Origin of the sequence: Streptomyces varsoviensis, from assembly GCF_000718635.1 — a bacterium.
GTDB classification, from domain to species: domain Bacteria; phylum Actinomycetota; class Actinomycetes; order Streptomycetales; family Streptomycetaceae; genus Streptomyces; species Streptomyces varsoviensis.
Window position 1 is genome coordinate 40450 of record NZ_JOBF01000027.1, and the last position, 22189, is coordinate 62638.

General features: G+C 74.3%; 20 protein-coding genes. 14 read left to right on the forward strand and 6 right to left on the reverse strand.

Features of this window, described 5'->3' with window-relative positions:
* Positions 1-250: 250 nt before the first annotated feature.
* Entirely contained in the window at positions 251-511 is a 261-nt protein-coding gene (locus IF55_RS30020) for a response regulator transcription factor (protein WP_048832738.1), read from the forward strand.
* A 36-nt stretch (positions 512-547) separates the two neighbouring features.
* Here IF55_RS30020 and IF55_RS30025 read toward each other — a convergent pair whose 3' ends face one another.
* Together IF55_RS30025 and IF55_RS30030 are read right to left on the reverse strand one after the other, a co-directional pair.
* The gene (locus IF55_RS30025) at positions 548-787 is read right to left on the reverse strand and encodes a hypothetical protein (RefSeq protein ID WP_030877698.1); all 240 of its coding nucleotides are present in this window, start codon (positions 785-787) and stop codon (positions 548-550) included.
* A 435-nt stretch (positions 788-1222) separates the two neighbouring features.
* Positions 1223-2584: a helix-turn-helix domain-containing protein gene (locus IF55_RS30030; protein WP_030877695.1), complete on the reverse strand. Its 1362-nt coding sequence runs from the start codon at positions 2582-2584 to the stop codon at positions 1223-1225.
* 417 nt (positions 2585-3001) lie between these two features.
* On the opposite strand from IF55_RS30030, the gene IF55_RS41270 reads away from it, so the two are divergent.
* Positions 3002-6103 (forward strand): AfsR/SARP family transcriptional regulator, encoded by a 3102-nt coding sequence (locus tag IF55_RS41270; RefSeq protein WP_048832739.1) that lies wholly within the window; start codon positions 3002-3004, stop codon positions 6101-6103.
* 62 nt (positions 6104-6165) lie between these two features.
* On the opposite strand, the gene IF55_RS30040 is transcribed toward IF55_RS41270, so the two are convergent.
* Together IF55_RS30040 and lplAB are read right to left on the reverse strand one after the other, a co-directional pair.
* A complete protein-coding gene (locus IF55_RS30040) occupies positions 6166-6369 on the reverse strand; it encodes a hypothetical protein (protein ID WP_030877690.1) in 204 nt (67 codons plus the stop codon).
* 195 nt (positions 6370-6564) lie between these two features.
* Entirely contained in the window at positions 6565-7629 is a 1065-nt protein-coding gene (gene lplAB, locus IF55_RS30045; protein WP_030877687.1) for a lipoate-protein ligase LplAB, read from the reverse strand.
* Between the two features lie 342 nt (positions 7630-7971).
* Between lplAB and IF55_RS40915 the strand changes: the two genes are divergently transcribed.
* The 4 genes from IF55_RS40915 (at position 7972) to IF55_RS30065 (ending at position 12901) form a co-directional block, all read left to right on the forward strand.
* A complete protein-coding gene (locus IF55_RS40915; RefSeq protein ID WP_245661508.1) occupies positions 7972-8562 on the forward strand; it encodes a DUF3761 domain-containing protein in 591 nt (196 codons plus the stop codon).
* A 146-nt stretch (positions 8563-8708) separates the two neighbouring features.
* Positions 8709-10508, forward strand: coding sequence for a gamma-glutamyltransferase family protein (locus IF55_RS30055; protein WP_030877682.1), 1800 nt, complete (start codon positions 8709-8711; stop codon positions 10506-10508).
* Between the two features lie 68 nt (positions 10509-10576).
* Positions 10577-11407, forward strand: coding sequence for an inositol monophosphatase family protein (locus tag IF55_RS30060; protein WP_030877678.1), 831 nt, complete (start codon positions 10577-10579; stop codon positions 11405-11407).
* Between the two features lie 60 nt (positions 11408-11467).
* Positions 11468-12901: a phytoene desaturase family protein gene (locus tag IF55_RS30065; RefSeq protein WP_030877676.1), complete on the forward strand. Its 1434-nt coding sequence runs from the start codon at positions 11468-11470 to the stop codon at positions 12899-12901.
* A 99-nt stretch (positions 12902-13000) separates the two neighbouring features.
* Here the strand turns inward: IF55_RS30065 and IF55_RS30070 are convergent, their stop codons facing one another.
* Complete coding sequence (locus IF55_RS30070; RefSeq protein WP_030877674.1) at positions 13001-13381, reverse strand: CU044_2847 family protein; 381 nt, start codon at positions 13379-13381, stop codon at positions 13001-13003.
* 1 nt (position 13382) lies between these two features.
* Positions 13383-14072: a class I SAM-dependent methyltransferase gene (locus IF55_RS36110; protein WP_078645497.1), complete on the reverse strand. Its 690-nt coding sequence runs from the start codon at positions 14070-14072 to the stop codon at positions 13383-13385.
* Between the two features lie 311 nt (positions 14073-14383).
* On the opposite strand from IF55_RS36110, the gene IF55_RS30080 reads away from it, so the two are divergent.
* The 8 genes from IF55_RS30080 to IF55_RS40920 all read left to right on the forward strand — a co-directional run bounded on the left by IF55_RS30080 (position 14384) and on the right by IF55_RS40920 (position 22178).
* Entirely contained in the window at positions 14384-15151 is a 768-nt protein-coding gene (locus tag IF55_RS30080; RefSeq protein ID WP_030877668.1) for a tRNA-dependent cyclodipeptide synthase, read from the forward strand.
* Positions 15148-16395 (forward strand): cytochrome P450, encoded by a 1248-nt coding sequence (locus tag IF55_RS30085; protein ID WP_048832742.1) that lies wholly within the window; start codon positions 15148-15150, stop codon positions 16393-16395. Before IF55_RS30080 ends, IF55_RS30085 begins: the two co-directional genes overlap by 4 nt.
* Position 16396: 1 nt before the next feature.
* Positions 16397-16993: a nitroreductase family protein gene (locus IF55_RS30090; protein WP_078645502.1), complete on the forward strand. Its 597-nt coding sequence runs from the start codon at positions 16397-16399 to the stop codon at positions 16991-16993.
* On the forward strand, positions 16944-17282 hold the full coding sequence (locus IF55_RS30095) for a DUF6092 family protein (RefSeq protein ID WP_030877661.1): 339 nt from the start codon (positions 16944-16946) through the stop codon (positions 17280-17282). The genes IF55_RS30090 and IF55_RS30095 overlap by 50 nt, the downstream gene beginning before the upstream one ends.
* Before the next feature lie 134 nt (positions 17283-17416).
* Entirely contained in the window at positions 17417-18889 is a 1473-nt protein-coding gene (locus IF55_RS30100) for a DNA-3-methyladenine glycosylase 2 family protein (protein WP_030877658.1), read from the forward strand.
* Between the two features lie 117 nt (positions 18890-19006).
* The gene (locus tag IF55_RS30105; RefSeq protein ID WP_030877655.1) at positions 19007-19510 is read left to right on the forward strand and encodes a methylated-DNA--[protein]-cysteine S-methyltransferase; all 504 of its coding nucleotides are present in this window, start codon (positions 19007-19009) and stop codon (positions 19508-19510) included.
* A gap of 137 nt (positions 19511-19647) precedes the next feature.
* Positions 19648-21126 carry an FAD-dependent oxidoreductase gene (locus tag IF55_RS30110; RefSeq protein WP_157854284.1) on the forward strand — a complete coding sequence of 493 codons (1479 nt, stop codon included), beginning with the start codon at positions 19648-19650 and terminating at the stop codon, positions 21124-21126.
* Positions 21123-22178, forward strand: coding sequence for a terpene synthase family protein (locus tag IF55_RS40920; protein ID WP_030877649.1), 1056 nt, complete (start codon positions 21123-21125; stop codon positions 22176-22178). The genes IF55_RS30110 and IF55_RS40920 overlap by 4 nt, the downstream gene beginning before the upstream one ends.
* Positions 22179-22189 lie beyond the last annotated feature (11 nt).

Genomic DNA, 22189 nt, shown 5'->3' on the forward strand with positions numbered 1-22189 from the left:
TCAGCGCGCCGGGACACTCTCCGGCGTCGTCGTCATGCTCATCGCAGCGCGCTTCATGCCGGACACGTTAGCAGGCCGCGGTGGCGGGCGCACCGGGGATTTCGTCGCGGTGAACTCTCTTGCGGGCGTCGCCCCCCATGGTGGGACGCGGGGTGGCCGCGGCTGCACCGCATACTAACCCCAATAACCCGCGAAAATGTTTGTGACAGCATTATTGACCGGCTAGTCATGCATGGATAGGTTGCGGGTCATGCGCTGTGACATCGAGGCTGTACGAGCGTTGAGCGAGCGTGAGCGCGAGGTGCTCGGGCATATGGCCAACGGCGACACGTACGTGGTGATCGCCCGCCGCCTGGGCCTGAGCCGCCATACCGTCGACACCTATATACGGCGCATCCGCGCCAAGACCGGCGCCGCCAGCCGGACGGAACTGCTGCTGTGCGCCCTGTCGCTGCACCAGCGGCCGGAGGGCGAACCGGCCGGGGAGGACGGGGCGGCGGGCGTGCCGTAGCCCGGGCCCGCCGCGGGGAAAGGGCGCGCGACCGGGTCAGCAGCACATCGGGATGTCGGAGGGGGGCGACTGCACCGTCGCGATGGTCTCCGCTGCCGCCAGCGACGACCCCTCGGCCGGCCGGCCGAGGGGGACCGCGGTCAGCAGTGCCAGTACGGCCAGGGCCGTCAGCGGGCGGTACAGGAGACGGGCCCGCGGGCGGCGGGCGCCCGGGATGACGCTCCGTATGCGGGCGGGGGAAAGGGTGTCGGCGGAGTGGTCGACGGCATGGGACATGGCAGCCTTCGCTTTCCTGGAACGTGGGGCCTTCCGTCCGGGACCTCGTGTCCGGGACCTGCTGTCTCCGAGGGCGGCACGGCGACGGCGATGCCGGACCGGCCCCCGGTACGGGAAGGACGCTACGCACCCGTGGTCAACCGATGATCGACCTGCCATCTACGGTTCCGCGGACCGGCGTTGACCGCGATCCGTCGCCGACGGCGGGGCCGGCTCCCGGCCCCGGCCCGTACGACCTGATGGGCCGTCACCAGCGGGGGCCCGGCCCCGGCTCCGTACGACCTGACGGCCCGTCGCCAGCGGGGAGGCACGGCACCCGGACCGTACGATCCGACGGGCCGTCACCAGCGGGAAGGTCCGGCCCCGGCCCGTACGACCTGGCGGGCCGTCACCAACGGAAGGGCCCGCCCCCGGCCCGTACGACTCAACCACCCCTCACGGACCGACCCGGCCGGCCCGATCCGTGGCCCGGCCCCGCAGCGCCGGGCCCAGGTCGCCCTGTTGGCCGAGGCAGCGCAGGCTCTGGCGGTATGCCCACAGGGCCTTGTCCTGGCGCCCGGACAGCTCCAGGATCTCGGCCAGGTCCTGCCACGCGGCGGCGGCCTGACGGTCGGCCTGGGACGCCTCCAGCAGCAGGGCCGCCCGTTCGCAGCTCGCCTCGGCCGCCGCCGCCTCGCCGGTGTGCAACTGCGCGCCGGCCAGCACCAGCAGCGTGCGCGCGGTCTCCAACCGGTGCCCCGTGCCGAGCAGTGCGAGGGCGCGCCCGGCGTGCTCCCGGGCCGCGCCCGGGTCCGCCTCCAGCAGGTACGCGCGCGCGAGCGCGGTCTCGCAGTACGCCACGTCCACCGTGCTGCCCTCGTCGGCGAGCACCTCGGCGCTGCGCAGCAACTGCGCCTTGGCGGTGGCGGTGTCCGCCGGCTCCGACCGCATCAGGACGGCGGCGTAGGCGTTGCGCAGCCGGGCGAGCGCCCGGGCGTCGTCGCCCTCGGCGTACAGGGCCAGGGCCCGCTCCAGCAGCGGCAGGGCGTCGGCGGAGGCGCCGCCGCGGTGGGCGACGACGCCCGCGTTCCAGTACGCGGCGCCCAGCGCCTTGCGGTCGCTGACCCCCTCCGCCTCCTCGATGGCCGTACGGGCCAGGGAGGCCGCCCGGTGCAGGTCGCCCCGCTCGCAGTACAGGCCGACGAGGGTGGACAGCAGCTCGATGCCCAGCACGGTCGGGGTGAGCTGGAGCCGGCGCGCCTCCTCCAGCACCTGGTTGGCCAGCTCGATGGCGTGCGCGAGATCGCCGATCTCGCGGTAGCAGCGGCACAGCGCCACGGCGACCGCGAGCCGGGGCACGGAACCGCGGCCGGCGTCCGGGGCATCGAGCAGCCGCTGGTAGCGGTCGGCCGCCTCCTCCAGGCGGCCGCCGTGTTCCAGCGCCCTGGCCGCCCCGAACTCCGCCGCGATCCGTACATCCTCGTACCCGGCCGCGCCCGCCCGTTCGCACACCGCCGTGTACGTCTCCAGCGCCGCCGCCGGGTCGCCGTTGCGCAGGCTGATCTCGGCGTACCGCAGCTCCGCCTGGAGCGCGTCCGGCCGCTCCTCCGGCTCCAGGCACTCCAGCAGGTGCTCGGGGGCGCAGCCGAGCCGCTCGGACAGTTGCCGCAGCACATCGGGGGAGGGCGTGCGCTTTCCGGCCTCCAGCAGCGAGATATAGCTGGGGGACAGACCGCCGCCGGCCAGCTCCGACTGGGACATCCCGGCCGCCCTCCGCAGACGGCGAATCCGCGCGCCCAGCGACTGTCCTTCCGGCATGACGTTCCCCCTCAATGTGACTCCTACGGTAATCAATGAGTCAATATACTGCGTCAACCACTGGCCGAGGGGCCGTCCGCATATACTCCGGGGCCCCGCCGCCCGTTCCCGCCTGGCGGTCGCGCCCGGCGATTCGGCGGCCCGCCGGGCGGGCGGCTCGGAGGCCGGTAGCTCGGCGGGGCCGACGAGCGGCCGGCCGCCGGGCGGCGGTGCGCCGGGTCGTGCCCCTCGTCTGCCCAACGGCCCGCCCGCCGATGCCCTTTGGGCACGTCCGGAGGGGCCCGAAAGGGCCGAGGAACATGTACGGTGCACTCCGGCCAAGATTCGGACCGCCGGAACCCGCGTTCGGTAGGGTCACTCCATATCTGTGGCGGGGGCGCCAGCGTGCTGTCAAGCACACCAGATAGAGAGGGCGCCATGGGCGACACGGTGCGTTTCTTCATGCTCGGAGCCGTGCGAATCAGCCACAGCGGTACGGACATCCCGGCCGGCCCGCCACAGCAGCAGGCCATGCTCGCGGCGCTGTTGCTGCGCTCCGGGCGGGCAGCGTCCCTGCACGAGCTGATGAGCATGGTCTGGGGCGAGCAGTGTCCCGACTCGGCCGCCACGGTCCTGCGCACCTACGCGTGGCGGCTGCGGCAGCGCCTCAGGGCCCACGACTCCATCCCGGAGATTCTGCTCTCGACCGGCTCCGGCTACCGCCTCACGGTCCCGGCCGGCGACATCGACGCCTGCCGCGCCGAACAGCTCGCCGTCGAGGCCGGCCGCTCGCGCGCGGCGGGCCGGCCCGAGGAGTGCGCCCGGCTGCTCGCCGAGGCCGTCGGCCTCTGGTGCGGCGAGCCGCTGGCCAACGTCCCCGGCCCGTTCGCCGAACAGCAGCGCCGTCGCCTCGTCGAACTGCGGCTGATGCTGCTGGAGGAGCAGTTCGACAACGACCTGTCGCTCGGCCGGCACGCCGCCGTGGTCCCGGACCTGTTCGCCTTCACCGACGAGAACCCGCTGCGCGAACGCCCGTACGGGTTCCTGATGGAGGCGCTCTACCACTGCGCGCGGCAGGGGGAGGCCCTGGCCGTGTACGCGCGGGCGCGCAAGCTCCTCGACGAGGAACTCGGCATCCAGCCGGGCCCCGAACTGCGCGCCCTGCACCAGCACATACTCACCAACGACCTGCCCGAACGCACCGCGCCCCGCGCCTCCGCGCCCGCCGCTCCGGCTCCGCCCACCGCCGGCTCCGCCGCCCTCGCACCCTTGGCGTCCGCGCCCGCCGCCGCGAGCCCCACCCTCCCCGCCGTGCCCGAGAACGCCGCGGTGGCCGAGAGCGTCGCGCACGTACTCGACCGGCCACCGGCCCCGGCCGCCCCGGCCCCGTCCGACTCGCCGCGCCGCCCGTCCCCGGCCCAGCTCCCGCCCGACATCTCGGACTTCAGCGGCCGGGACGGAGCCGTCGCCCGGCTGTCCGAGGCGCTGCGCGAGACCGACCGGCAGGCCCTCACCGTGGTGTCGGTCAGCGGCATGGGCGGCATCGGCAAGAGCACGCTCGTCCTGCGGGTCGCGCACCGCGTCAAGGCCCACTACCCCGACGGCCAGCTCTACGCCGACCTGCGCGGGTCGAGTACGGAGCCCGCCGACCCCGCCGCCGTGCTCGCCAGCTTCCTCGCGGCGCTCGGCGTGCCCGGCCCGGACATCCCGCCGTCGCCCGAGGACCGGACCCGGCTGCTCCGTACCGTCCTCGACGGCCGCCGCCTCCTCGTACTGCTGGACGACGCCAAGGACGCCGCGCAGGTCAGGCCGCTGCTTCCGGGATCGTCGCAGTGCGCGGTGGTCGTGACGAGCCGCGGCCGGCTCGGCGGGCTGCCCGCCACCGCCCACATCCACCTGGACGTCTTCGAGACGGACGAGGCGCTGGCGCTGCTGCGCCGCCTCATCGGCGCCGACCGGACCGGCGAGGAGCCCGCGGCGGCCGCGGAACTGATCGCCGCCTGCGCCAACCTGCCGCTCGCCGTCCGCATCGCGGCCACCCGGCTGGCCGCCCGGCCCGGCTGGACGCTGGCCAGCATGGTCGGCCGGCTCCACGACGAACAGCGCCGCCTGGCCGAGCTGCGCACCGGCGACCTCGCCGTCACCGCCATCTTCCAACTGAGCTACGGGCAGTTGCCGGCCGGCCAGGCGCGGGCGTTCCGGATGCTCGCGCCGGTCGTCGGCCCGGGCATCGCCCTCGGCGCGGCGGCCGCCGCCCTCGGCCTCCCGGAGCCGGAGGCCGAATCGCTGCTGGAAGGACTGGTGGACACGGCCCTGCTGGAGTCGCCCGCCGCCGACCGCTACCGCTACCACCCCCTCGTACGGGCCTTCGCCCAGCGGCTGCCGGCCCCCGCCGACGAGGACCCCGGGCACCCCCTCGGCCGGCTGCTCGATCATTGGCTGGCCGTGGCGTCCTCGGCGTTCCAGCAGATGGTGCCGGGCGACCCGGTGCACACCGTGTTCACCGCCGGCGACGGGCGCGGGCCGCGCTTCACGGATCTCGCCGCCGCCCGCGACTGGGTGATCGAGGAATACGACAGCGTCCTCCACGTGATCCTGCTGACCGCGCGGCGGGGCCCCCACGCGCCCGTACTGCTCGACCGCGCCGCCGACCTGCTCATCGCGCTGAGCCCGTTCGGCCGCTACATCCCGCCCACGCGGCTCGCCGCCGCCGCCCGGGCGGTGGCCGAGCGCACCGTCGCGGCCGGCGCCGACCGCGCCGCCGGGCGCGCCCTGTTCGTCTGCGGGAACGCCGCGCTGCAGACCACCCGGCTGAAGGAGGCCGGTGCCTATACCCGCCGCGCGGCCGAGGCCAGCCGACGGGCGGGTGACGTGGTGATCCTCCGCCAGACCCTCAACGACCTCGGTGTCATCGCCCTGTTCGAGCACCGGTACGAGGACGCCGTCCGCCACTTCGACCAAGTCCGCGACACCGCCCGCGACATGGGGCACCGCTCCGGCGAACTGACGGCCGTACTGAACGGGGCCATGGCCCGGCTGCGCGGCGGCCGCTGCGCGGAAGCGGTCACCGCCTGCGACGAGACCCTGGTGCTCCTGCGCGGCGTGGACGACCAGCGCGGCATCGCCCACGCCCTCGGCATCCGGGCCCTCGCCCAGCACGAATGCGGCCGGTACGCCGCGGCCTTGAGCGACCATCAGGAATGTCTGAGCATCTGCGTGCGGTGGGGCTTCCCCGGTCAGGAGGCGCAGGCCCGCTACCGCGGCGCGGCCACCCTCCACGCGCTGGGCGAGCACGACCGGGCCCGCGCGGAGACCCTGCTGGCCCTGGCCCACTACGAGAGCCACACCGGCTCCGACTGGGACCACGGCCACGCCCTCCTCACCCTCGCCCGGATCGAGCTGGACCGCGGCGGTCACGACGAGGCCGCGACGCGCGCCGCGGAGGCGTACGCCCTGTTCACCCGGAGCGGCCTGCCGGACGTCGCACGCGCCGCGGACCTCCTCCACCAGGCCCGAAGCCGGTCCGGCGACCGGCCGTAGCCCGTGCTGCCCCCCGCGCCCGGCCGCGAGCCATAAGCGGTCCGGGCCGGCCGCCGGCCGCGTCAGGCCTGGCTGTTCCACTCGTCCGGCGGGTGGACCTCACCCGGGCCGCCCACCGGCGCGTCGGCGACGAGTGCCGTCCGCCACTGAGGGGAATCAGCCGCCCGCACCTCGGCGGCGGCCAGGCCGCCGAGGGCCAGCACGGAGACGGCGGTCGCGGCCAGCACGGCCGCCCGGCGGTGGCGAAGGTTTCCCAGAGCGCGCATGACGAAGCATCTCCTGATCGTTCGGAACGTGATGACGGGATGACGGGATGACGGGGACGACGAGACGGCGGGACGCCGCATTGATGGAGCGTCAGGGCCGGTGTCGCACCAGCTCCGGCGCCCGCGGTTCATCGTCGCTCCCGGGTGTCTACATCCCATCTACGTTCCGCTCTACGGGAGTTCGCGGACCGCGGTCTACGGCACGCGCGCCGTCCACTCGTCGGTCTGGAACTTGGTGCGCGCCAGGTCCTCGGCGCGTGCCAGCTCCGCGTCGCTCACCTTGCCCTGGGCCAGCCCGTAGCGGGCGCGGAAGGAGCCGATCATTTTGTCGATGACGGCCTCGCGGGGGAGCCCGGTCTGTCGGCGGAGCGGGTCGACGCGCTTCTTCGCGCTCTTGGTGCCCTTGTCGGAGAGCTTCTCCTTGCCGATGCGCAGCACCTCCAGCATCTTGTCGGCGTCGATGTCGTAGGACATCGTCACGTGGTGCAGGACCGCGCCGGGGCCGCCGTTCGGGCCGACCATCCGCTTCTGGGCGGCGCCGGCGACCTTGCCGGCCTCGGTGGCGATGTCGTTGAGCGGCTGGTACCACGCCTTGATGCCCATGTCGCCGAGGGCGGCGAGCACCCAGTCGTCGAGGTAGGCGTAGCTGTCGGCGAAGGAGAGGCCGGAGACCAGCGAGTCCGGTACGGAGAGGGAGTACGTGATGGTGCTCGGCGGCTCCACGAACATCGCGCCGCCGCCGGAGATCCGCCGCACCACCTCGACGCCGTGCCGCGCGGCCCCGTCGAGGTCGACCTCGTTGCGCAGCGACTGGAAGCTCCCGATGATCACGGAGGGCGAGGCCCACTCCCAGACCCGCAGCGTCGGGGGCCGCCGCCCGGCCGCCACCTCCTCCGTGATCACCTGGTCCAGCGCCATGTGCAGCGCGGGCGACTGCGGCGCCTCGTGGATGAGCTGCCAGTCGTAGTCGCTCCACTCCGTGGCGTGCGCGAGCGCCCGGCGGACGGCGATCGCCACGCCCTCCGCCGTCAGTCCGAACATCACGGTCGACTCGGGCAGCGCCGCGGTGATCCGGGCGGCGAGCCCCGGCGTCTCCATGGACGCGGGCGCGCCCTCCAGCGCGGCGTCGATGGCGCCCAGCGCCTCGTCGGGTTCGAGGAAGAAGTCCCCGGCCACCCGCACCTGGCGCAGCACCCCGTCCTCGACCTCCAGATCCACGACGACGAGCTTCCCGCCGGGGACCTTGTACTCACCGTGCACCGCGTTCTCCTCCGCCTCTTCCGTGACCGGCTTCGAACATCCGCCGGTTCGCCGCCCACGTTACTGGGGTTTCCGGTTCGCGGTGATGGCGCGGTGATGCCACCGAAAGGGGCGATAGGGGGTGTGTGTCTGATGAGCGCGATAAGTGCCGTATATCCCGGAGCCGCCCAAGCCCATCCCGTCGTACACTCTGCGCACCCCACGTACTTCCTTCCCCACACCCCCCACGCGCACCATGCCCCCCACACCGCCCTCCCGGTCCGGCCGGGCGTCGGTTCGCGACCGGGCGGCGGAGCCATGCGCGGACGCTCCGTGCAGCAGAGGGTCAGGGGGGACCTGATCGTGAGCAACATATTCACCGCCTTCACCGCGCGCAGACCGGGGCGGGCGTGGGCCGCCGCGGCGGCCGTGCTGGTCTTCGGGCTCGGCGCCGCCGGGTGCGACGGCTCGGACGGCGGCGGTACGGACAAGAGCCCGTCGCCCGAGGTCACCGCGACGGCATCGGCCTCGGCCACGCCCACCGAGACCCCGACCCCCACGCCGACCCAGACCGAGACCCCGACGCCCACGCCCACTCCCACGCCGTCGCAGACCACCCAGGCCTCCGCGCCCGAGCCGGCGGCGAAGGTCCCCGCGCCGAAGCCCCCGGCGGCCCGGCACGAGAGCGGGGACGAGGACGGGAGCTCCGCTGCCGACCACTCGTCGTCCGGACACTCCTCCTCCAGCGGCGGCCACTCCTCCGGCAGCGGCCATTCGTCCTCCGGCGGCCACTCCTCCTCCGGCGGTTCGAGCGGCGGCGGTTCGAGCACCGACTCCCACAGCGGCGCCTCCGCCGTCTGCAATGACGGCAGCTACTCCTACTCCGCGCACCGTCGCGGCACCTGCTCGCACCACGGCGGAGTGGCCACCTGGCTGAAGGACCTCCCGGCGTAGGATGCGCGCCACTTGGCCCGTACACCTGGTACGGGCCGCGGGCTCGCCCTGCCCGGACGCCCCTACCGCCCGTACGCCCCCACCCGCACGCCCGCGGCGCCCGTACGCTCGCACCGTCCGTACCGCCCGAACTGAGGAGTCCGACGATGTTCACGACCCGGCCGACCCTCCAAGGAACCTTCGGAATGGTGTCCTCCACCCACTGGCTCGCCTCGCAGTCGGCGATGGCGGTGCTGGAGGACGGCGGCAACGCCTATGACGCGGCCGTGGCCGCCGGATTCGTCCTGCACGTCGTCGAGCCGCACCTGTGCGGACCGGCGGGCGAGGTGCCGATGATCCTCGCGCCCGCCGACGGGCCGGTGCGCGTGCTGTGCGGGCAGGGCCCGGCCCCCGCCGGGGCGAGCATCGAGCACTACACCGGGCTCGGCCTCGAACTCGTCCCCGGCACGGGCCCCTTGGCGGCGGCCGTGCCCGGCGCGTTCGACGCCTGGATGCTGCTGCTGCGCGACCACGGCACCAAGCGCCTCGCCGACGTGCTGAAGTACGCCATCGGGTACGCCGAGGGCGGCCACGCACCGGTCGAGCGGGTCGGCGAGACCGTGGAGAGCGTCCGCGAGCTGTTCGAGACGGAGTGGACCGACTCCGCCGCCCTCTACCTGCCCGGCGGCGAGTCCCCGGCGCCGGGCCGGCTCTTCAAGAACCCGGCGCTCGCGGCGACCTGGCGGCGGCTGATAGGCGAGGCGGAGGCCGGCGGCGTGGACCGGGCCGCGCAGATCGACGCCGCGCGGAAGGTGTGGCGCGAGGGGTTCGTCGCCGAGGCGTTCGTGGCCGCCTCGGCCCGGCCCACCATGGACACCTCGGGCGAGCGCCACACCGGCACGCTCACCGCCGCCGACCTCGCCGCCTACGAGGCGACGTACGAGGACCCGGTCACGTACGACTGGAACGGCTGGACCCTCTGCAAGGCCGGGCCGTGGTCGCAGGGGCCCGTCTTCCTCCAGCAGCTCGCGCTGCTCCCCGACGACCTCGCGTACGGCACCCCCGAGTACGTGCACACCCTCGTCGAGGGGAGCAAGCTCGCCATGGCCGACCGCGAGGCCTGGTACGGGGACGCGGCGGACGTGCCGCTGGCCACCCTCCTCTCGGCCGGGTACAACGCCGACCGCCGCGCCCTGATCGGCGAGCGGGCCTCGTACGAGCTGCGCCCCGGCAGCCCCGACGGCCGGGAGCCGCGGCTCCCGGTGCACCCCACGTCCGTCGAGGCGGCCGACGCGAACTTCTACGCGATGGGCATCGCCGGTACGGGCGCGGGGGAGCCGACCGTGGCCAAGGACGGCACGACCCGCGGCGACACGTGCCACGTGGACATCGTCGACCGCTGGGGCAACATGGTGGCCGCGACGCCGAGCGGCGGCTGGCTCCAGTCCAACCCCGTCATCCCCGAGCTGGGCTTCCCGCTCGGCACCCGGCTCCAGATGGCGTGGCTCGACCCGGGCCTGCCGAACTCGCTCACGCCCGGCCGCCGCCCCCGTACGACCCTGACCCCCTCCCTCGCGCTGCGCGACGGCGTGCCGGTGCTGGCCTTCGGCACCCCCGGCGGCGACCAGCAGGACCAGTGGCAGGTGCATTTCTTCCTCGCGGTGGCGCTGCGCGAGCGGGTCCGGGGCGGGCTGGACCTGCAAGGCGCGATCGACGCGCCGAACTGGCACCAGGACAGCTTCCCCAGCTCCTTCTACCCGCGCGTGATGGTGCCCGGCAGCGTGACCGTCGAGGCCCGGATCGGCGACGAGGTGATCGAGGAGCTGCGCCGCAGGGGGCACCAGGTGAGCGTGGGACAGCCCTGGTCGGAGGGGCGGCTGTGCGCGGTGGCGCGCGACCCGCGGACGGGCGTGGTGTCGGCGGCGGCCAACCCACGCGGAATGCAGGGGTACGCGGTAGGGCGTTAACCCCATGTACGACTTACGTCACCATGCCGTACATCGCCACTGTCGGTGACGCGTGGTTCGATGGACGCATGATCGAAGAACTGCTGACGAACTTCGAGGTGTCCGACGTCGAGGAGGCGATCCGCAAGGCGGCCGCGGCCGAGATCATGCCGAGATTCCGGCAGCTCGCCGCCCACGAGATCATCGAGAAGAACGGGCCGCACGACCTCGTCACGACCGCCGACCGGCTCGCCGAGGAGCACCTCACCGCCTCGCTCACGGCGCTGCTCCCCGGCTCCGTCGTGGTCGGCGAGGAGGCCGTGCACGCCGATCCGTCCGTGCTGGCCGCCCTGCGCGGCGACGCGCCGGTGTGGATCGTCGACCCGGTCGACGGCACCCGGCTGTTCGTCCACGGCGACCCCGGCTTCTCGACGCTCGTCACCCTCGCCCAGGGCGGCGAGTCGCTGGCCTCCTTCACGTACGGGCCCGCGCTGGACCTGATGGCCGTCGCCGTCCGCGGCCGGGGCGCCGTGCTCAACGGCGAGCCGATCCGCTGCGGCTCGCCCGAGCCCGGCAAGACCCTGGAAGTCGCGACCTCGCACCACGATTTCACCAACGACGACCAGAAGCGGGTGCTCGCCGTGCTGGACGTCGACGGGATCGCGCCCCGGCCCTGCGGCTCCGCGGGCCTCGAATACCTGCACGTCGCGCAGGGCACCCTCGACGGCCTCGCCTTCTCCTGGGAGAACGCGTGGGACCACGCGGCCGGGCTGCTGCTCGTCGCCGAGGCCGGTGGCACGAGCGCCACGGTCGCCGGCGAGCCCTTCCGGATCACCGGGGACAACGCCCTCCCGTTCGCCGCGGCGCGGGACGCCGAGACGGCTCGGCTTATCCTGGGGCTGCTGGCGTCCGCCGGCTGACGCCGACTTCCGCGGCCCCGCAGCCCGCGGGCGGCCGCGACGACGAGGGGAGCCCATCCGGTGCCAACCATGCTCGACGCGGTCGTGGTAGGTGCCGGGCCCAATGGACTGACCGCAGCCGTCGAACTCGCCCGGCGCGGTCTGGCCGTCGAGGTGTTCGAGGCCGCCCGGACCATCGGCGGCGGAGCGCGCACCGAGGAGGTGACCCTCCCCGGCTTCCGCCACGACCCCTGCTCCGCCGTGCACCCGCTCGGCGTCGGGTCACCCGCCTTCAACGCCATGCCGCTCGCCCGCCACGGCCTGACCTGGCTCCACCCCGACCTGCCGATGGTGCACCCCTTCCCCGACGGGACCGCGGCGCTCCTCTCCCGCTCGGTGGGCGAGACCGCGATGTCGCTCGGTCCGCGCGACGCCGGCACGTACCGGCGGCTGCTCACCCCCTTCCTCGGCAAGTGGGACGCCATCGCCGCCGACTTCCTGCGCACCCAGTGGGACGGCCCGCCGCGCGACCCGCTCACCTACGCGCGGTTCGGCCCGGTCGCGGCCCAGCCCGCGACCCTGCTGGTGCGCCGGTTCCGGGAGCGGAAGGCACGCGGCATGCTCGCCGGGCTCGCCGCGCACGGCATCGCGCCGCTCGGCTCCCTCGGCACCGGCGGCATGGCACTCATCTTCGCGCTCGCCGCGCACTCGGTCGGCTGGCCCGTGCCGCGCGGCGGCTCCCAGGCCATCTCCGACGCGCTCGGCTCGTACCTGCGCGAGCAGGGGGGCGCGATCCACACCGACTTCGAGGTCAAGCGCCTCGACGATCTGCCGCCCGCCCGCGCCTACGTCTTCGACACCTCGCCGACGGCCCTCGCCCGCATCGCGGGCCTCGGCAACGCCTACCGCGGCTACCGCTACGGCCCGAGCGTCTTCAAGGTCGACTACGCGCTGGACGGCCCCATGCCGTGGACCGCCGAGGCGGCGCGCCGCGCGGGCACGGTGCACATCGGCCCCACGTACGGCGAGATCTCCGCGGCCCTGCGCGCCGCCGCCGACGGCCGCGACCCGTCGGTCCCGTTCCTCATCACCGCCCAGCCCAGCGTCGTCGACCCGACCCGCGCCCCCGCCGGCAAGCACACCTTCTGGGCGTACGGGCACGTGCCCAACGGCTGGGAGGGCGACGCGCTGGAGGTCATCGAGCGTCAACTCGACCGCTTCGCGCCGGGCTTCCGGGACCTGGTGCTGGCCCGGGCGGTCGCGGGCCCGCCGGGGCTGGCCGCCCGCAACGCCAACTACGTCGGCGGCGACATCGCCACCGGTTCTGTCGAGGGACTGCGCCTCCTCGTGCGCCCCAAGCTCACCCGCGTCCCCTACGAGACGGCCCACCCCTCCGTCTTCATCTGCTCCTCCGCCACCCCGCCGGGCCCGGGCGTCCACGGCATGTCGGGCCACCACGCGGCACGGGCGGTCTGGCGTCGGCTGCGGGGGAGGGAGCGCGGGGCGGCAGGCTGATAGAGCGTCAGCCGGGCCGGCCGAGCCAGCGGAGCCGGCCGAGCCGAGGGCGCCGCGAGGGGCCTCGCCCGCCCGTTTCTTCGGCGGGGTGACGGCGCGTCAACTGAGCGTGGTGGTGCGCTCGGGGAGCTTCCAGGTGGCCGAAATGGTCATGCTCGCCTGCCCGTTGGCGCCGACGATGCCGAGCTTGAGGTCCTGGCCGAGCTGCACCCCGAACTCCACGCTCAACTCCTGCGGCGGATCGGCCGCGGCCCCCACCGCGTCGTGCACCTCCTGCAACAACGGCCCTAGCGGCTGGAGGACCGTACGCCACGCCTCCGTGGCGATCGTCGCCGCCACCCGCGCCCCGCGCCCCACCGGGGTCACCCCGCCGAGCCCGGCGTCCCCGCCGCCCGGTGGAGCACCGACGGGGGCCAGCGTCAGGCGCACGGTGGTGTCATCGGCGAGCAGGATCTCGGCGTAGTCCGTCACCCGGCTCATGCTAGGCGCGGTTGCCGTCTCCGGCGGAAGGACTTGACGACTTGTCCGGTGATGCCGGACGGGCGTGCAGGAAGAGGTGGTCCTCCGCCGCGCCCATGATGCCGGTGCCCGGCCGGACCTCGATCTCCTCGACCGCGAGCCCGGCCCGCTCGGCACGGCGCCGCAGGTCCTGACGCGTGCACCGCGGCGGCTGGTAGGTCGCGTACAGCCCCTCGACCGGTGCGTCGCCGGTGCGTTCGGGGACGCCGACGACGACGGTTCCGCCGGGCCGGGTGAGCGAGGCGAAGCGGTTCAGGGCCGTCACGAACACCGGCTCGGGGAGGTTCATCAGGCAGAAGAAGCTGACCACGGCGTCGAACGTGCCCAGTTCCGTGGCCCGTTGGCCGAGCAGGTCCACCAAGCGGAACGTGGCCCGCGGCACGTTGGCGCGCGCCGCCGCCAGCATCGCCTCCGACACGTCGATCCCGGTCACGTCCAGCCCGCCCGCGCAGAGCTGTTCGCAGGTGGGCTGTCCGGTCCCGCAGCCCGCGTCGAGCACGCGGGCCCCGCGCGGCAGGCGCGCGAGCAGCCGCTCGACGACGACGATTTGGGAGCGCTGGTGGGCGGGCGCCACTTCGGCATAGCGTGCGGCGACGCGATCGGCCACTTCCGCGGCCTCTTTGCCGTAGGGGGTCATTTCCTCTGCTGTCATGGAGGGTTCGCCTTTCCCGGTGCGCACGTCATTGGCGATGTTGTCCCGTCCGCCATTCCCGTAAGCGGCGTCCTGCCGAGAAGTTCGTACGCGGGCGCACGCCGGAGCATTCACCGGGGCCGCGTACCCGCGGAAACACCCGGATAGCTCGAACGGGTGAAATGGGCGGTGTGACGGTCGGCGTGGATCAGCTCCGGGAACCCTCAGAAAGGAACGCGCCGGTAGTGAGTGACAGGCCGCGACGGACCGCAGGGGCGAAAAAAGGGGCGGCCGCTTTCCCTCTCTCAATTCCGGCAGTCAGGAGGTTGGGTATGGGGGCCCCGCAGCCCACTGTCACTTTCCGGACGCGACCATTCACTGACCGGTGCGACCGTATTCGGCGGCGTGGTGACCATGCGCTGATCGGGGTGAGCACCAACAACAGCTATTTCAGCGCCGAACGGCTCACCGCGCTGGTGCACTGGGCACAGGAACACTTCCGTGCCGTCGACATCATCTGTGCCGACCTGCACATCGACACCGTACTGACCGCCGAGGGCGGGGACCCGGAGAGCGTCGGCCGACGCGCCCGCAGACGCGTCACCGACGTGCGCCGCAGAATCCGCAAAGCCGTCCACGCGGCCTTGCCCGACGGCCCGCGGCCCGGCGCGCACCTGCTGTCGGACTTCCAGCACAATGCCGCCTACCAGCGCCTGCGGGCGGAAATCGACAAGGCTCTGCGCGAGGACGCCGAATTCGCGGGCGCCTGCCACGACATGATTCGCCGCCACCTCATCGGGCGCGGTTCGCATTCCGCCGCCGGCTCGGCGGGCGACGGTCCGGTGAGCGCGGCGGAAGCCGACCAATTGCAGGCCGGTCTGAAGTACCTGGGCAGCGAACTGCCCTTCTTCGTGGACACCCCGAGCATTCTCGGCGTCCCCTCCTCGGTTTCCTGCTACCACATGTTCACGCCCGTCCTCGGGCCGCTGTTCCGGAGGGAGAACGGTCTGCGCGCCGTGGACAACCAGGCGTTCCTGGCGGTGACACCGGACGATATCTCCACCCCCGAAAGGCCAGCCGGAGAAAGGGACTTGACGTGAACGCACAGTCCGCGACGGGCGCCCCGGCGCCCCGAGCCCACCCCGCCGACACGGACGTGGACTTCCCCCTGCCCCGGCGCGGCGACATCGTCCCCGAGGAGTGCGCCTGGCTGCGCGCCGAACGCCCGGTCGCCCGAGTACGCACGCTGACCGGCGACCCGGCCTGGCTGGTGTCCACGTACGAACTGGCCACCCGCGTCCTGGAGGACGAGACCTTCAGCCTCTCCGCCACCGCCGCCCCCGGCGGCCCCCAGCAGTACGCGCCCACCTTCCCCATCCAGATCCGCAAGAACCTCTCGCGCATCAAGGACGAGGGGATGCGGGACGCCGTGATGCGGGCCATCTCGCCCCGCGCGGTCAAGGAGGCGACCGACCGGTTCCGGCACCGGGCCGACGAGCTCATCGACGAACTGCTGGCCGAAGGCCCGCCCGTCGACCTCAAGGACCGGTTCACCGAGCCCTACACGGCGTCCGTGATGTGCGCCGTCCTCGGCCTGCCCGACACCGACTGGCGCCGGCTGATGAGCGGCCTGGACATCAGCATCATGACCACGCCCCGCCCCTTCGAGGGCACCCTCGCCAACTGGAACAAGGGCATGTCCCACATGGCCGCGCTGCTACGGGCGCCCGACGCCGTCGAGGCGCCCGGCCTCCTCGGCGCGCTGGCCCGGGTCCGCGCCGCGAACAGCGGGAACGCGGACGGGGCGGACACCGACGAGCACCTCACGATGACGCTGCACTCCCTGTTCGAAGCGGGCGCGGTCAGCACCGCCGCCTTCCTGACCCTGGCGGTCATGCTGCTCCTCGACGACGCCGAACAGCGCCGCTGGCTGACCGACCACCCCGAGGCCATCGGCCCGGCGGTGGAGGAACTGCTGCGCTACAACCTCTCCATCGGCGACGCGCTGGCGCGCGTCGCCACCCGGGACACCGAACTGGGCGGCACGCCCATCGCCGCAGGCGACCTCGTCCTCGTCCTGGTCGAAGGCGCCAACCATGACCCGGCCGTCTTCCGCGACCCCGGCCGGCTGGACCTGACCCGGACCCCCAACCCCCACCTGGCGTTCGGCGGCGGACGCCACTATTGCCCGGCCACCGCGCTGGGCCGCGCCCACGCGGCCACCGCGCTCACCGCCCTCCTCGCCCGCCTCCCCGGCCTGCGCCTCGCCGTCCCCGCCGACGAGATCAACTGGCGCTCCGGCTGGATCAAGCGCACTCCCGAACGCCTGCCGGTGCTCTGGTGACATGAGCCGCCAGGAGCGCACACCGGAGACGGCCGGACCCGCCGCGGCCCGGGCGCCGTTCCTGCGCCTGATGCGATCGCGGGCGGTGGTCCGCCGCTACACCGACGAGCCGGTGGACGACGCCCTGCTGGCGGAGCTGCTGGACGTCATGCCGACGGCGCCCACCGCCGCCAACAAGCAGGCATGGGCGTTCGTGGCCGTCCGCGACCCCTACGCCGTGCGCTGCCTGCGGGCCTTCGCGCCGGGCATGATCGGCCTGCCGCCGCTGGTGGTGGCGGCGTGCTTCGACCGCGACCGCGCCGTACGCGAGGACAGCGGACCCACGGACACCGGACTGCTGTGCCTGGCCATGGCCGTACAGAACCTGCTGCTCGCCGCGCACGCCGCCGGCCTCGGCGGCTGCCCCGTCAGCAGCTTCTCCCGTACCGCCGCGCACCGCCTGCTGGCGCTGCCGCCCCACCTCGAACCCGTCCTCCTCGTACCGGTCGGCCACCCCGCGGACCCGGTACGCCCCTCCGCCCGACGCGACCGCGACGAGGTGATCCGCCATGACGTCTGGATATCTCCCGCCCGGGACAGCACCGGACCTGACCGATGACATCGTCCTGCTGGCCGCCTACCTGCTGAGCAGCGGCCACGGGCTGCTGGACGAGCCCGCGGACTACGGCCCGGCCCGCTGCGCCGACGGCGCCCGGCGCGCCCTGGAACTGCTCGACGCGTACGGCGGCGCGGACCCGGCCCTGCTCGGAGTCCGCCGGCGGCTGGAGGACGCGATGTGCGGCTCCATGGCCGACGTGGACCTGCCGACCCTGCTCAGCACGGAGTGCGAGCACATACTGGACGTCATCACGGCCCGCCGCGCGAGCGCGCCCCGCCCGCCCGCCTGATACCCCGGCCGGGACCGGCGGCGGGACGGGCCCCGCGCCGCTCCGTCCCGTCCCGGGCCGCCGGAGCGCCGCCGCCTACGCCCATGTCGGATTTCCGCGAGCCCGCGGCCCCGGCGACGGTCATGCTGGTACGCATGCACACCGACTTCGACCGCTGCGTACGGGCCGTGCGGTCCAAGGACGCCCGCTTCGACGGATGGTTCTTCACCGCCGTCCTGACCACCCGGATCTACTGCCGGCCGAGCTGCCCGGTGGTGCCGCCGAAGGTCGAGAACATGACCTTCTACCCCAGCGCGGCAGCCGCCCAGCAGGCCGGGTTCCGGGCGTGCAAGCGGTGCCGGCCGGACGCGAGCCCGGGATCGCCGGAGTGGAACGAGCGCGCCGACCTCGTCGCCCGGGCCATGCGGCTGATCGGCGACGGAGTGGTGGACCGCGAAGGGGTGCCGGGGCTCGCCGCGCGGCTCGGCTACTCGACGCGGCAGATCGAACGGCAGTTGCTCGCGGAGCTGGGCGCCGGGCCGCAGGCGCTGGCCCGGTCCCAGCGGGCGCAGACCGGGCGGCTGCTCATCGAGACCACCGAACTCCCCATGGGCGACGTCGCGTTCGCCGCCGGGTTCTCCTCCATCCGCACCTTCAACGAGACCGTACGGGAGGTCTTCGCCCTCTCCCCGAGCGAACTGCGCGCCCGCGCCGCCCGCGGCCGGCAGCCGGCCCCGCCCGGGGTGCTCGCGCTGCGCCTGCCCTACCGGGCGCCCCTGTGCCCCGACAACCTCTTCGGCCACCTCGCCGCGACCGCCGTGCCCGGCGTGGAGGAGTGGCGCGACGGCGCGTACCGGCGCACCCTGCGCCTCCCCTACGGGCACGGCACCGTCGAACTGCGCCCCCGGCCCGGCCATATCGGCTGCCGCCTCGCCCTCACCGACCAGCGCGACCTCACCGGCGCGATCAGCCGCTGCCGGCGGCTGCTGGACCTCGACGCCGACCCCGAGGCCGTCGACGACCTGCTGCGCGCCGACGAACGCCTCGCGCCCCTCGTCGACAAGGCCCCCGGGCGGCGCGTGCCGCGCACCGTGGACGCGGACGAGTTCGCCGTACGGGCCGTGCTCGGCCAGCAGGTGTCGACCGCCGCCGCCCGTACGCTCGCCGCACGGCTCGTCACCGCGCACGGCGAGCCGGTCGAGGACCCGGCGGGCGGCCTCACCCGCCTCTTCCCCTCCGCCGAGGCGCTGGCCGCCCTCGACCCCGCCGCCCTCGCCATGCCCGCCGGCCGCCGGGCCACCGTCGTCGCCATGATCGACGCCCTCGCCTCCGGGGAGCTGGCCCTCGGCGTCGGCAGCGACTGGCCGGCGGCCCGCGCCTTCCTCGACGCCACGCCCGGCATCGGGCCCTGGACCACCGAGATCGTCGCCATGCGCGCGCTCGGCGACCCCGACGCCTTCGTCCCGACGGACCTCGGGGTCCGCCGCGCGGCGGTGGAGCTGGGCCTCCCGGCCACCCCGGCCGCCCTCACCCGGCACGCGGCGGCCTGGCGGCCCTGGCGCGCGTACGCCGTCCAGTACCTCTGGTCCGCCGACGACCACGCCATCAACCACCTCCCCGCCGGATGACCTCCCGCGCGTGAGCGCACCGCCCACCGGCCGCCTGTACCGTCGCCTCCTCGCCTCGATATCGACATCGACATCGGCCTCGACCTCGACCTCGACCTCGACCGGAAGATCCACCCCATGCGCGTACACACCCGCCTCGACAGCCCCTACGGCGCCCTCACCCTCGTCGCCGACGACGGGGTCCTGTGCGGCCTCTACATGACCGACCAGCGCCACCGCCCGCCCGAGGAGACCTTCGGCGACCCCGACGACACGCCCTTCACCGAGGTCGTGCGCCAGTTGACCGGCTATTTCGCGGGCGAGATCACCGAGTTCGAGCTGCCGCTGCACCTGGACGGCACGCCGTTCCAGCGCCGCGTCTGGAGCGAGCTCCAGCGCATCCCGTACGGCGAGACCATCTCGTACGGGCAGCTCGCCGACCGCATCGACGCGCCCGGCGCCTCCCGCGCGGTCGGCCTCGCCAACGGCAAGAACCCCATCGGCATCATCGTCCCCTGCCACCGCGTCGTGGGCTCCACCGGCAGCCTCACCGGCTACGGCGGCGGCCTCGACCGCAAGCGGCGGCTCCTCGACTTCGAGCGCGGCATCAGCGCGACGACGGAGCAGGACGCGCTGTTCTGAGGGCCTTGCGCGGCTCCGTCTCCCTCGGCGGCCGTCTACGGCCCCGGCGCGATGGGTAGGCCATCGGTGTACGTCTCCCGCCCCGGGCCGGGCTGCTCGGTCCGGGGCCCTGCCGCACGAGAGGCGGTGGCGAAGGCATGCGCGATGCCGAGGCGGTACGGCCGTCGGGGCTGTCGGGGCCATCGAGTAAGCAGCCGTCGCGTACGGGGCGCGGGCACGCCGTGGTCGTGGGGGGAGGGTACGCGGGGCTCGTCGCGGCCCGGGTCCTCGCCCGCCGCTTCGCGGCGGTGACCGTGCTCGAAGCGGACCGGATCGACCCCGGCCCCGTCCACCGCAAGGGCACCCCGCAGAGCCGCCACCCCCACGCGCTCCTCGCGCGCGGCGCGGACGTCCTCGAAGGGCTCTTCCCCGGCCTGCGGGCCGAACTCGCCGCGAACGGCGCCCCGTTGTCCGACTTCGGCCGCTTCCCCATGCTCTACCCCACGGGCTGGTCCCCGCGCGTCACGACGGGCATCCCCCTAATGACCTTCAGCCGGCCCCTGCTGGACGCCGCCGTCCGCGGCCGGGTGCTGGCCCTGCCCGGCGTCGCCCTCGCCGACCGGACCCGAGTGGAAGGGCTCGTCCTCGATGCCGCGCGCCGACGCGTCATCGGCGTCCGTACGGTCCGTACGGACGAGCGCGCTCAAGCCGGCGCGGCCCCCGCCGCCGGACCCGCCCCAGCCGACGCCGCCCCGGGGGCCGAGCGCGGTCAAGCCGACGCCGCCCCGCCGTCGCCCGGGCCGGGCCGCACCCTCCCCGCCGACCTCGTCGTCATCGCCGCCGGGCGCCACTCCCGCCTGCCCCGGTGGCTGGCCGACGCCGGGCTCCCGGCCCCCGCCGCGCTCAGCGTCGACGCCCGCCTGTCCTACGCCTCCCGCGTCTACCGCCGCGCCGCCGGGCCCGCCCCCGACTGGCAGGCGTCGTTGCAGGCGACCCTCGCGCCGACCACGCGGCGCGGCGGTACGGTCCTGGCGATCGAGGACGGGCGGTGGCTGGTCTGCCTGTTCGGCGCGGACGGCGAGATGGCGCCGACCGACCCCGACGGGTTCGCCGCGTACGCGGCCTCGCTGGCCAATCCGCACATCGGGCAGGTCGTGGCGGCGGCCCGGCCGCTCGGGCCCGTCCACCGGTACGCGGGGCTCGGCGGCCAGTGGCACCGCTACGACCGGCTCCGGCCCTGGCCCGGCGGGCTCGTCGTGCTGGGCGACGCGCTGTGCTCGCTGAACCCGCTGTACGGGCACGGGATGACCGTCGCCGCGATGCAGGCCGTACTGCTGGACCACACGCTCGACCACCCCTTCGACGGCCGTACTTGCCGCCGCTACCAACGGCGTGCCGCGCGCACCCTGCGGTTCCCCTGGCTGCTGGCGTCGAGCCTCGACCTCGGCTGGAGCACGGACCGCGTGCCCCTGTCGGCCGCCCTCGCGCGGCGGGCCCTCGGCCGGTTGCTGCGGCGCGTTCCCGACGATCCCGCCCTGTACCGGCGCTTCCTGAAGGTCCAGCACATGACGGCCTCGCCCGCCACGCTCCTCCTCCCGTCCCTCGGCCGACCGGACGGAGGGCGCGGCGTGACATGACGAACCACCCTGAGGACATCGAGCGGTTGGTCCTCCTGCCCGGCCCGGAACATCCCCTCTACGAACTCCCGCCCCGGCGGGCGGCGAACGCGCGCGCTCTCGACGAGATGGTCGTCGACTGGGCGCGGCGCTACGGCCCGGCGGACGGCCCGGCGGACGGCCCGGCGGCGCCCGAGAGGATGACGGCCGTCCGGGCGGGCGACCTCATCGCGCGCACCTACCCCGGCCTGCGCGCCGACCGCGCCGTGCCGCTCGCGGGCTGGTTCGCCTGGCTCTTCGCCATCGACGACTACTTCGACCACGGCGGCCCGCGCACCCCGGACGGCCACGCCGCCGCCACCCGGAAGGTGCTGGCGGCGCTCCCGACGGCACCGGAGACGGCCGGGCCGGGTGACGCCGATCCGGGCCCGCCGCTGGTGCGCCACATCGCGCACGTATGGCGGCGCATCGCCCCCGGGTGCGGCCTCTGCTGGCGCATGCGGTTCCTCACGCATGTGACGCACTTTCTGAGCGCCTTCCAGTACGAGGAGTTGAACCGGCGTCGGCGCCACACGCCGTCCCTCGACGGCTACGTACAACTGCGCCGCGCTTCCGGCTCCATCACCGCCTGCCTCGATCTGCTGGAGTTCGCCACGGGGTTGGAGGTGCCGCCGCTGCTCCACGAGACGGAGCAGTTGCGGACGATGGCCAACAGGGCCGCCGACGTCGTGGTCTGGGTCAACGACGTGGTGTCGCTGAAGAAGGAACTGGCCATCGGCGAGACCACCAACGGCGTCCTGGTCGTAGGGCGCGAACTCGGCCTGAGCGCACAGGAATCGGTGGACTACATCTACGCCCGCGTCGCCGACGACATCCGGGCGTTCCACGCCGCGGAGGCCGAGCTGGAGCGGATCTGCGCCCGGTGGCTCGGCGTGACGGAGGCGGAGCGCGCGGCGCTGGGCTCCCTCGCGGACGGGATGCGGTGCTGGATGCGCGGAAACCTCGACTGGTCGATACGGTCCGGACGGTACGCCGTCGCCCCCGAGGCGTCCGGGCGCGCCGCCGCCCGGTGAAGGAGGACCCG